The sequence below is a fragment of the Pararhodospirillum oryzae genome, assembly GCF_007992075.1.
Taxonomy (GTDB): Bacteria; Pseudomonadota; Alphaproteobacteria; order Rhodospirillales; family Rhodospirillaceae; genus Pararhodospirillum; species Pararhodospirillum oryzae.
This window is the reverse complement of sequence record NZ_BJZO01000042.1, coordinates 1-11,337: the sequence shown is the minus strand read 5'-3', so window position 1 is coordinate 11,337 and position 11,337 is coordinate 1. Positions and strand designations below refer to the sequence as shown.

8 protein-coding genes are annotated in these 11,337 nt (G+C 70.2%); 2 read left to right on the top strand and 6 right to left on the bottom strand.

Translation table 11 applies throughout. The annotated features are described in order from the left end of the window. Positions 1 to 312: 312 nt before the first annotated feature. Complete coding sequence (locus tag ROR02_RS08770) at positions 313 to 1,500, bottom strand: hypothetical protein (protein WP_147163649.1); 1,188 nt, start codon at positions 1,498 to 1,500, stop codon at positions 313 to 315. A 91-nt stretch (positions 1,501 to 1,591) separates the two neighbouring features. Beyond that, positions 1,592 to 3,358 carry a tetratricopeptide repeat protein gene (locus ROR02_RS08765; RefSeq protein ID WP_147163648.1) on the bottom strand — a complete coding sequence of 589 codons (1,767 nt, stop codon included), beginning with the start codon at positions 3,356 to 3,358 and terminating at the stop codon, positions 1,592 to 1,594. A 92-nt stretch (positions 3,359 to 3,450) separates the two neighbouring features. Here ROR02_RS08765 and ROR02_RS08760 point away from each other — a divergent pair, with 92 nt between their 5' ends. Then, positions 3,451 to 5,112, top strand: coding sequence for a tetratricopeptide repeat protein (locus ROR02_RS08760; protein ID WP_246135473.1), 1,662 nt, complete (start codon positions 3,451 to 3,453; stop codon positions 5,110 to 5,112). Here ROR02_RS08760 and ROR02_RS08755 read toward each other — a convergent pair. Beyond that, entirely contained in the window at positions 5,042 to 5,524 is a 483-nt protein-coding gene (locus ROR02_RS08755; protein ID WP_147163647.1) for a GNAT family N-acetyltransferase, read from the bottom strand. The genes ROR02_RS08760 and ROR02_RS08755 overlap by 71 nt on opposite strands. Positions 5,525 to 5,786: 262 nt before the next feature. Here ROR02_RS08755 and ROR02_RS08750 point away from each other — a divergent pair, with 262 nt between their 5' ends. After that, entirely contained in the window at positions 5,787 to 6,863 is a 1,077-nt protein-coding gene (locus ROR02_RS08750) for a DegT/DnrJ/EryC1/StrS family aminotransferase (RefSeq protein ID WP_170245043.1), read from the top strand. Positions 6,864 to 7,078: 215 nt separating this feature from the next. On the opposite strand, the gene ROR02_RS08745 is transcribed toward ROR02_RS08750, so the two are convergent. The 3 genes from ROR02_RS08745 to fabI form a co-directional block, all read right to left on the bottom strand. Continuing rightward, on the bottom strand, positions 7,079 to 8,860 hold the full coding sequence (locus ROR02_RS08745) for a S49 family peptidase (protein ID WP_147163645.1): 1,782 nt from the start codon (positions 8,858 to 8,860) through the stop codon (positions 7,079 to 7,081). A 181-nt stretch (positions 8,861 to 9,041) separates the two neighbouring features. Continuing rightward, the gene (gene aroC, locus ROR02_RS08740) at positions 9,042 to 10,145 is read right to left on the bottom strand and encodes a chorismate synthase (protein WP_147163644.1); all 1,104 of its coding nucleotides are present in this window, start codon (positions 10,143 to 10,145) and stop codon (positions 9,042 to 9,044) included. A gap of 8 nt (positions 10,146 to 10,153) precedes the next feature. After that, entirely contained in the window at positions 10,154 to 10,993 is an 840-nt protein-coding gene (gene fabI / locus ROR02_RS08735; protein WP_147163643.1) for an enoyl-ACP reductase FabI, read from the bottom strand. Positions 10,994 to 11,337: the final 344 nt, after the last annotated feature.

Below are 11,337 nucleotides of genomic sequence, written 5' to 3'. Positions count from 1 at the left end.
ATCCAAAAATCCTTCGTTTCCTGGTCCCCGCGCGACTCCACGGCGTTCTCGCGCACGGGGGCGTCCTTGACCGCCCGACCGGGCAATTCCTGCCCGCCTCCCCGCCCGAAGGGCCGTCCGTGCCTTGCCCGCCCCCTGCCCGGCCGGCCGCCCCCGCGCACCCCCTGGCCCGGCACACGAAAAAACGGCCCCCCGCAAGGAGAGCCGCCCAAAGGAAACCGGACACGGCGCGCCCCCCTGCCCGGGAAGCCGGACGTGGCTCCTCATCAAGGAACCTCTCCCGGCCGGCGGGAAGGGGGGACGCGCGCTTCGTTAAACGGTTTGATTGACAAAAAGCGGGTTGTTATCGCCAAACGACGCGATCGTGCTGGCGAACACGCTGAGATAAGCCTGTTGCTGGGTCGACATGGCATCCAGGTTACGCTGCATGGCTTCCACCTGCTGGGCGTATTCCTGCTGCAAGGCCGTTTCCGCTTCCAGCTGCTCGTACAACGCGTCCTTGCGGTCGGCGGTCAGGGCCTTGGTCTTTTCGGTGATGCGATCCTGGGCGGAATTGGCCGTGGCCATGTTGGCGGTGATCTGGGCCTTGGCCCCGGTCAACACTCCTTGCGCACGGGAAATTTCCTCGATGGCGCCTTGGATGAAGCCCGCGATGTCCTCCGCCGTGGGCGCGGGGTCCCCCTCGGACACAACGCCGAAATTCCCGTGGTTCCACGACCCCGTGAGCCCCAGGCCGCCCGTCACCATCTTTCCCGTGATACTCTCCTCGGCACCATTGATGAAGGCGGTCAAGGTCACGGTTCCATCGCCGTTGTCCTGAACGCTCTTGATGCCATTGAGCAGCGACACCGTTTCACCGATGCCATCGCTCTCCGTGGGGTGTTGGGTATTGTAGCTGGTGTACTCGGTGAGGGTCGACGAGCCCAGGTCGGGAATCCAGTAGGAGGTTTGGCCGGTTCCGGCGTCGGTCACCTCGATGCGGAAATCCGCCCCCGCGTACACGCCGTTGAGGGTGGTGGTGGTCGAGGTGAAGTTGGGATTGAACGAGATGTCGTTCGGTTCCCAGGTCATGCGGTCTTGCACCCGCCCCACCGGATTGAACGAAGCGCCGTACAGGTCGGCGGTCACGTTGATCTGCCGCAACGCGTCGTTGTACTGATTGACCCAGTACTGGGAAACCTCGCCGGTATCGTTGAACGAGGATTCGATCCCGCCCAGGGCCGCGCTCATCTTGCTCAACAGGTCGGAAATCTTGTTGATGCTTTCCAACCCGTTGTCCATGGCCACCTGGGCATTCTTGACGCCCGAGCTCAACTTGATGTAGCGCTCGCTTTCCGCGTCGATCGCCGCCGCCTTGGCGTCGAACGTGGCTTCCAGCTTGGTTTGTTTCTTCTGGATGTCTTCTTGCGCCCGGGCGACCAGATTATCCAAGGCGACCTGCTGATACGAGCCGGTGGTCAGGCTACCGGCCGTCAGCGGTGTCATTACGGTGTCCACCATGCTGTCCTCCTCCGGCGTTCTGCCGGCCCTGGCGCGTTCATGCCCACGCCTTTCGGCATTCCGGAAAGGACGATGGGGCCTTAAGACTACGTTACCACATCTCCCTTCCCTGTTCCAGTCTGGCGTGTCGCGCGGCGGCCAGGGTTTCGGCAACCTGATCGATCAATCCCGGCCAGTCGCCCCGGCTGGTCTGGCGGAACAGACGCAAGGACGGATACCACGGGCTGGTTTCGCCTGCGCGCAGCCAGCGAAAATCGGCCGCGAACGCCAGCAACACCCACGCCGGCCGTCCCAGGGCCCCGGCCAGATGGATCACCGCCGTATCGACTCCCACGACCAGATCCAGCGTCGCCAGGGTCCGGGCGGTTTCGGCCAGGTCCCCGCCCTCGGCCAGGGCGGGAGGCAGGCCGGGCAGGTCCCGGGCGCGAGGCCCCAGTTGCAGGTTGACCCAATGGATCCCCGGAACCGCGAGCAGGGGCCCCAGGGCCCCGGCCGGACAACTGCGCCAGCGGTCCATGGCGTTGTCGGGCGATCCGGCCCACACCAGGCCCACCCGGAGCGCATCGGGGACCGGAAGAGCGGCGGGCGCGGGTGGCTGTTCCCCGGGCAGGTGAATCCAGGGCACCGCGCCGGGAAGAACGTCCAGCGTCACCCCCAGGCGGTGGGGCAGCGACATCAAGGGCAGGTGCGCGTCGGCCGGTGGCACGGGGGCGCCCCGCGCCAGCACCTCGTCCACGCCTTCCACCGCCCCCATCACGCGCGCGAGCGGCGCCGGGCATTCCACCACCACCCGGCGGGCGCGGGCGCGGGCGCGGGCCGGTGCGATCAGGCGGGCCATCATCAAGGCATCGCCCAGGCCCTGCTCGGCGTGCAGGAACAAGGTTGCGTTCCCAGGGAGCGGCCGGCCGTCCCAGGCGGGCATGGGCAGCGGCGGGCGCGGGCTGGTGAAGCGGGCCAGGCGCCAGCGGGCTTCGTGAAACCGCCATCCCGCGCCCCAGTCGCCGGCGGTCAGCAAGGCCCACGCCAGGTCATAGGCCGCCTCGGCATCGCCGGGGTCCAGGGCCACGGCGCGGCGGTGGGCGGCCACCGCCGCGTCCACCCTTCCCAGGCCCAGCAGGCACACCCCCAGATTGGTCTGGATATAACCACACGCGGGCGCCAGCCGGGCCGCGCGCCGGCTCCAGGGCAAGGCCTCCTCCAACTGGTCGCGCCCGATCAGGACATGCGCCCAGTTGTACAGGCTGTCGGCCAGGCTGGGATCCAGCGCCAGCGCCACCCGCATGGCCTCGCGGGCCTCGTTTTCCTCGCCCAGGGCTTCCAGCACGCCGCCCAGGCTCGACCAAGCGCGCGCGTCACCGGAATCGACCGCCAGCAAGGCCCGCCACGCGGCCGCCGCCACGTCGTTCTGCCCGGCCCGACGCGCCAGCACGGCGTGGCAGCGGTGCAACGCGGCCTCGTGGGGATGGAGAAGCCGGGCCGCCGTCAGCCCGGCGAGGGCTTCGTCGCGCCGGCCCAGCTCTTCCAGGCGCTCGGCGCGAAAGCCCAGAACCCCGGCCGTGGGGGGCATCTCCAGGGCCACCGCCAGGGCGCCGGCCGCGTCGCCGCTTCGGGCCAGCGCCAGGGCCAGATCGGCGGTCACGTCCAGGCGCTCGGGCGCCGCCGCCGCCGCCAGGCGCAGCACGCAGGCCGCCGACGCCGGCGCCCCCCGGCCCAACAAGGCGCGCCCCAGGCCGGCCAGGGCCGGGCCATGCCGGGGATCGCGGTCCAGCGCCACCCGGTACACGTCGCAGGCCTCGGCCAGGGCGCCCCCTCCGGCCAGGGCATCGGCCCGCGCCACCAGCACTTCCACCGCTCCCATGACCGCCTCCCTGTGTTTCGCCCTCGTGTTATTCCGGACCTTTGGTGTAGCCGATCCCCGGGGGGGCGAGCCATCCCGGAAGCGCCCCGGGGGTGCTCTTGTCTCCCGCTCCCCTTCCTGGCACCCTGGCGGCCATGGATGCCCTGGCCGACCTGATCGAAGACCTCCACCACCGCGCGCATCGGGCCTGGGCCGATGGCGACGGATCCCGCGCGGGTGCCCTGGCCCGGCTCGGGCTGCGCCACGATCCCGGGCATCCGGGCTTGTTGGGCGTGCTGGGCGCGGCCGAGCTTCAGGCCGGCCGCGCCGCCGAGGCCGCCTTGCTGTTTCGTCGTGCCCTGGAGCGGGCCAGCGCCGATCCGGCCGCCTGGCACAACCTGGGGGTTGCCCTGCTCGGCGCCGGACACCAGGCGCAGGCCATCGTGGCATGGCAGGGCGCCCTGGCCCGGGACCCGGCCCGGGCCGACACCGTGTTCAACCTGGCCCGGGCCCACGATGAGCAGGACCATCCGGCGCAGGCGCGCCCCTGGTACACGCGCGCCGCCCGCCTGGGGCAGGATGGCGCGGCGTTCCATCCCCTGGGCACCCTCCTGATCCGGACGGGCGAGGTCGAGGCCGGGGAACAGTGGCTGCGGGCCGCCGTGTGCCACGATCCCGCCCACGCCGGGGCCACCACCAACCTGGGATGGCTGCGCCGACGCCAGGGCAACCTTGATCACGCCTTGCGCCTGCACGAGCGCGCCGTGCGCCTCACCCCCACCCTCGCGGATGCCCACTGGAACCGGGCCTCGGTCCTGCTGGCCCAGGGCCGCTATCCGGAAGGGTTCGCCGAGTGGGAATGGCGCACCCGCCGCCCGGGTTGGCCGTTTGTCGATCCCCCCGTGCCGCCCTGGACCACCCAGCCCCTGGCCGGACGCACGCTTCTTGTCCTGGCCGAACAGGGCGCCGGCGACATGATCCAGATGGCGCGCTTCCTGCCCGCCCTCGCCGCCCAGGGGGCGCGGGTGGTGGTCGAGGCGCCGCCGGGGCTTGCCGGTCCGCTGGCCGGGGTGAGCGGGGTCGCGGCCGTCGTTCCCTATGGCGAGCCCGAGACGCTTCTGGCCCAGGGTGCCGATTTTCAGGTACGGGCCTTCAGCCTGCCCCAGCGCCTGGGGCTGACGGCCGGACAGTTGCCCGCGTGCACGTTTCCCTATCTGCCCTGTCCGCCGCCCGCCGTCCTGCCCGCCGCCCCCGCCAGCCAGCCCGGCCCGCCTCCCCTGCGCGTGGGCGTGTGCTGGTCGGGCAACCCGGCCTTTGTCGAAAACGCGGTGCGCGCCGCGCCGCTGGCCGCCTTCGCGCCCCTGGCGACCGTGCCCGGCGTGTGTCTTTACAGCCTGCAACTGGGCGACCCCGCCCGCGCCCTGCCCGGGGCGGGCCTGCCGATCACCGACCTTGCGCCCCTGCTCGCCGACTACGGCGCCACCGCCGCCGTGCTCATGGCCCTGGACCTGGTGATCACCACCGACACCAGCGTGGCCCACCTTGCCGGCGCGCTGGGGCGCCCGGGTCTTGTGCTGCTGGCGGCGCATTGCGACTGGCGTTGGGGGATTCAGGGGCAGGCCTGTGCCTGGTACCCCTCGCTCACGCTGCTGCGCCAGACCCGCCTGGGGGACTGGTCGGGGGTCGTGGCCGAGGCGGCCGGCCTCATGGAGGCGCGCGCTCGTCGCCAGGAGTCCGCCCGACGCTCGGATACTCCCGCGCCAGCATGCCCATGAGCGTCAGCGAGCGGAACCCCTCCGCCCCCCGCACCGCTTCACGCAATTTCCCTTCCAGCACGAAACCGGCCCCGGCGAACAAGTGCCGGGCCGCTGTGTTGTCGGAGAACAACGAAACCCACAATCGATTCGCGGCCAGGGAATCGAACACATGCGCCATGATGGCGCGCAGCATCGCCCGCCCGATGCCCCGGCGCGGTGTGGCGGCCACCAGACGCACCAATTCAATGCACCCGTTGGACCCGATCAACCCACCCAGGATGACGTATCCCATCAACCGGTCATCCTGGTCTTGAAAAAAAACGTATTGGTAGTCCGGATCGTCCATCGCCCGCCCATGGCGATCGTGCGCCCAGGGCTGAAGAAGCCCGGCGACCTCGGGCCGGGCCTCCTGCCGGAGCACGAAAGGCATGTCGGTGGGCCGTCCCGGCCGCCCCGTCAACGGCCACGCCGGAGTTGTCGTCAACGCTCCCGACGGAGCCATAAGTCTCTCTTCATCCGCTTGGTGTGGACTTAAGACCTCAGCGGGAGACGCGGCGTCGGCGGGCTTCATGGCATCTTGTCCATTTCAACTGCGAGTAAAAGCGACGGTCAAGGTTCCTCTTTACCCCGGCAGGCGTGTGCGCATAGCCTCCCGACGCCTACCGTATCATACCTCAAGGAAAGAAGAGTCCGTGAACCCGAACCTTTGCGTCAAGCTCGCCGACCGTCTTGCCGCCCTTAACGAAAACAAGGGCGAGGTTCGGCAAGCGATTGCCCGAGTCCTGGAAGCGCCCGCCCTCGTTCTGGGACCAGAGGTAGACGCCTTTGAAGCGGCATTCGCACGCTGGCTTGGCGTAAATACCGCCGTTGGTGTTGCAAGTGGTACCGACGCCTTGGCCCTGGCCTTGCGCGCGGCCGGCGTCGAGCCTGGCGCCAGGGTTGTGGTCGATGCCCTGGCGGGACCGGCTCCCCTCGCGGCCCTGGTGCGCATTGGCGCCATCCCCGTGCGCGTCGACGTGGAGCCGGAAACCTTGACCCTGGCGCCCCAGGCCCTGAAGGCCCTGCTGGCCGGGGGAGAGAGGAGCCAGGCCATGCCCCGCGCCGTGCTGGCCACCCACCGCGATGGCCATCCCGCCGACCTGGCCGCGCTGGGGGCCCTGTGCGCCGGGCACGGCCTCGCCCTGGTCGAGGACTGCACCGACGCCGTGGGCGCGGCGCTCGATGGCCGGCGGGTGGGCTGCACCGGGCTGACCGCCGCTTTTTGCTTTGGCCCCGAGCGCTCGCTCGGCGCGCTGGGCCGGGCCGGCCTTGTCACCAGCACCAGCCCCGAAATCGAGGCCAGCTTGCGTCACATGCGCGACCAGGTGTTCGATTGTCCCCTTGATGCGCTGCAAGCGGCGGTCTTGCGGGCTCAGCTGCGCTCGGTGGATGGGGCCATCTTGCGCCGGCAGTCGATTGCCCTGCGCTACGATACCGCCCTGGCTCCCCTGGGCATCATCGTGCCAACCGAGCGTTCGAACGCCACCCACGCCTATTGCCGCTATGTCATCCGGGTATCCCAGCCGCAGGCGGCACGGGCCGCGCTGACCGCGCTGGGCCTGGGGGCCGAGGCGTGCGCCCCGTTCGGCGACGCCGACCTTTCGGACGCCAACGCGCCGGTGGCCCGCCAGGCCGTGGCCCAGGCGGTGGCCCTGCCCGTTTACCCCCAGCTCCCCGCCGACCACCAGCGCGCGGTGATCACCGCCCTGGCCACGGCCCTGGGGCGCTGACCCCACCCGGAGCGCGCGCCCCCCCCCCCAAGGGGCGCGAGCCCCGGACAGGTCCAAAGGGGCGCGAGCCCCGGACAGGTCCAAAGGGGCGCGAGCCCCGGACAAGATCCAAAAGGGGCGCGAGCCCCGGACAAGATCCAAAAGGGGCGCGGGCCCCGGACCACCAGGGAATCGGGCGCGCGAGGCTCCGGTTCCCTGGCGTTTCCCCAGGAGCCTTATCGCTCCAGCGGGGGCATCCGGAGCACCCCCGGCTCGGTCACCCCAACCGCGTCCAGCCACGGCCCCAGCCGGGCTTCAAGGGCCGCGCCTTCGCGCACCAGGGCAGCCACGGCCCGAACGCCGTCCACCCGTGCCAGCAGGCGCAAGAACCACGCGCCCGGGGTACCCGGGGTGACCGGGGTAATCTCAAGAGGCGTATCCGAGCTTAACCCCGCCTCGACGCGCACCAGGGCCAGGGCCTGCTCCACCCCGCCCAGGCTGTCGACCAGCCCGCGCGCCTGCGCATCGGCCCCCGTCCACACCCGGCCTTGCGCCGCGGCCTCCATCGCCGCCGGCGACAGGTTGCGCGCGCGCGCCGCCTTGCCTGTGAAATCGGCATAGATGGCATCCAGCATGGCGTTCAGCCGCTCGCGGCCCGGGGCGTCGAAGGCGTCGACCGGAGACAGGAACGCGGCATTGCGCCCCGCCGACACGCCATCCCAGGTCACGCCCAGGTCGGCGCTGGCCTTGCCGAAACTGACCTTGCCGGCCAGGACGCCAATCGAGCCGGTCAGGGTGCCGGGCTGGGCGACGATCCGGTTGGCCCCCATGGCGATGAAGTATCCCCCCGACGCAGCCACGTCGCCCATCGACGCGATGATGGGCATGCCCCGCCCCCGCGCCCGGGCGATCGCCCGCCACACCACGTCCGAGCCGACATAGGATCCACCCGGGGAATCGAGGCGCAGCACGATCCCCGCCACGCCCGGATTTTCGACCACCTTGTCGATGGCCGCCGCCAGCGCCCGGCCGTCGATTTCCTCTTCGTCGAAGGGGCCCTTGTGTCCATCGCCGATCACCACCGGACCGCTGGCCGCGAGGTAGGCGACCTTTCGGGCGCCGGGCACCGGCGGGCGGTGGGCGAGATCGGCGGCGTACTCGCCCAGGCTCACGCGGGTCGGGGTCCCGCTGGCCTGGGTCATCGCCTCTTCCACCTCGTCGACGTAGCCCAGACGGTCGACCAGGCCGGCCTCGCGCGCGGCCTCGGCCAGCAGGGGCGCCTGATCGATCAGGGCCTGAACCCGGGCCGGTTCCAGGCCCCGGTCGGCGGCGACCCCGGCCACCACCTGCCCCATCCAGCCCTGGACCACGGCGTCAAGGGCAACACGGGCGGGCGGAGTCAGGGCATGGTCGGTCAACGCGCTGGCCGCGTTCTTGAAGTCCTTGCGGGTTTCGAACTCGGGCACGATCCCGAAGCGGTCGAGCAGCCCGCGCGCGAAGGGCTGGCGCAGGGAAAACCCGGTGGCCGCGATCATCCCCGACGGCTGCACCCAGACCTGATCAAAGGCCGCCGCCAGGTAATAGGGAATGGTGCCGCCCCCGAACTCGCCCAGGGTTTCGGAAAACACCAGGGCCGGCTTGCCGGTGGCGCGAAAGGCGTGGATGGCGTCGCGCAGTTCCTGGGCCTGGGCCATGCCCAGGGGCGTCCCGCCCAAATGAACCAGAAGGCCATCGACCTTGGGATCCCGGGCCGCCGCCCTCAGGGCCCGCACGGTCTCGAAAAGCCCCAGGCCCTCGCCTTGCCCGGTCAGGCCGGCCATCAAGGCGCGCGCGGTCTGGTCGCCGGCCGCCTCGGACATCGGCCCGTCCACGGCAAGGGTCAGCACCAGTTGATCGGGCAAGGGCTCGCGCGAATCCGCAAGGCGCGAGAGGGCAAGGGCGCCCATCCCCGCCGCCAAGCAGGTCAGAAGGCCCAGCGTGGCCAGCAATGCCACCAGAGCCTTGCCGAAAAACCGCATGTGTCTCTCCACTCGGGTCAGGGAAAAAGGGTGCCCGCGCGGGAACCTGATCGCCGGTTGGAACCGCGAAAAGGCCTGGGCCCAGGCAGCAAGAAAGGGATCTCCCGCTTCAATAAGGGAGTTTCCCTTCCGGCCGGGTCGCTTTCAAGGCGCCAGGCCCCCAAAAGCGACCCGCCTGGCGTCACGCCCCCGGGATCGCCGCCCCGCACTGGCCGCGAAACCGCAGCAGGTGATCAAGGACGGTGATCGCCACCATGGCCTCGGCCACCGGCACCGCGCGAATGCCCACGCACGGATCGTGACGCCCGCGCGTGACCACCTGGATCGGGGCCCCGTCGACGTCCACGCTATCCCCCGGGATGAGGATCGAGCTGGTCGGCTTCAAGGCCAGGCGGGCCGTCACCGGCTGGCCGGTGGAAATGCCGCCCAGGATGCCGCCCGCGTGATTGGAGCGAAAGCGCACGCCGCCCTGGCCATCGGGTTCCAGGGCATCGGCGTTTTCCTCGCCGCGCAGCCGGGCGGCGGCGAACCCATCGCCGATTTCCACCCCCTTGACGGCGTTGATGCTCATCAGGGCCTTGGCCAGGTCGGCGTCCAGACGGTCAATCACCGGCTCGCCCAGGCCCACGGGCAGGCCCAGGGCCTCCACCGCGACCACCGCGCCCACGCTGGAGCCCTGCTTGCGCACGTCGTCGAGCAGGGCTTCCCACACCGGCACGATCTCGGGATCGGGCGCGAAAAAGGGGTTGCGCGCGGGTTCGTCCCAGTCCCAGCGGGCGGGATCAGCGGCCACGCCCCCGATCTCGACCACGGCGGCGCGCACCACCGCCTTGGGCCCCAGAAGATGGGTCAGCGCGGCGCGGGCCACCGCGCCGGCGGCCACCCGCATGGCGGTTTCGCGGGCGCTGGAGCGTCCGCCCCCGCGATAATCGCGCCGGCCGTACTTGGCCCAATAGGTGTAATCGGCGTGTCCGGGCCGGAACTGGCGGGCGATGGCCCCGTAGTCGTGCGAGCGTTGATCGGTGTTGCGAATCAAAAGACCGATCGCGGTGCCCGTGGTGTGGCCCTCGAACACCCCCGACAGCACTTCCACCGCGTCGTCCTCGCGGCGCTGGGTGGTGAAGCGGGACTGGCCGGGTTTGCGCCGGTCCAGGTCGTGCTGGATCCGCGCCGGGTCGAGGGGCACCCCCGGAGGGGTCCCCTCGACCACGCAGCCCAGGGCCGGCCCGTGGCTTTCGCCGAAGGTGGTGTAGCGAAAGAGCGTTCCGAAGCTATCCCCGGCCATGACGGCGCCTACTCCTTCTTGATCGACGCCAGCAGGTCGGCCACCTCGGCCACGCTGTTCATGTTGAGCATGCCCACCGTGTGATAGCCGCTGTCGACGTGGTGGACCTCGCCGGTCACGCCCTTCGACAGATCGGAAAGCAGGTACAGGCCCGAGCCGCCCACGTCGTCGATCGACACGTTGCGCTGCAAGGGGCTGTTGAACTCGTTCCATTTCAGGATATGGCGGAAATCGCCGATGCCCATGGCGGCCAGGGTCTTGATCGGACCGGCCGAGATCGCGTTCACGCGGATGCCCCGCTCGCCCAGGTCGGCGGCCAGGTAGCGCACGCTGGCTTCCAAGGCGGCCTTGGCCACGCCCATGACATTGTAATGGGGCATCACCCGCTCGGCGCCGTAATAGGTGAGCGTGATCATCGACCCGCCGTCGTTCATGATCGCGGACGCGCGCCGGGCCACGTCGGTGAACGAGAACACCGAGATGTCCATGGTCTGGCGGAAGTTGTCGCGCGTGGTGTCCTTGTAGTGACCCTTCAGCTGCTCCTTGTCGGAGAAGGCCACGGCATGGACCACGAAATCGATGGTGCCCCATTGTTCCTTGAGGCTGGCGAACACGGCATCCATGTCGGCGTCGCTGGTGACGTCGCACGGCATCAGCACGTTGCCCTCGCCCAGGGTATCAATCAGGGGCTTGATGCGCTTCAAAAGGGCGTCACCTTGATAGGTGAACGCCATGCGCGCGCCGTTCTCGTGAGCGGCCTTGGCGATACCCCAGGCAATCGAGCGGTCGTTGGCGACCCCAAGAACAAGCCCCTTTTTTCCCTCAAGGAGCGCAGCGGACGTCGGCATGGGGATTCCCTCGTGTCATCGGTTCGGAAGGTAGGAAAAACCAGGTCGGGCAGACCCCCGCCCCGGCCCCCGAAAGAGCAGACAAAGCCCCTCCCGGGCATCGACTCTGACGTCTGGTCGAGCAGGCCGGGAAGATCAAGGAGCCCGTCGCGCCCGCCGGGGCCGGCACAAGAAGCCGGCGATCGACCCCGGCGGCGGGTCGCGCATCCTACACCATGTCGTCGCCAGGGCAAAAGTTTCCCGCCTCCGGTTCCTCGCGCGCCTCCTTTCGCTCTCCTTTCGCTCCCTCTCCCCCTCCCTTTCCACCCCCCTCTTCCCCTCCTTCTCCACCCCCTCTCCCCCCT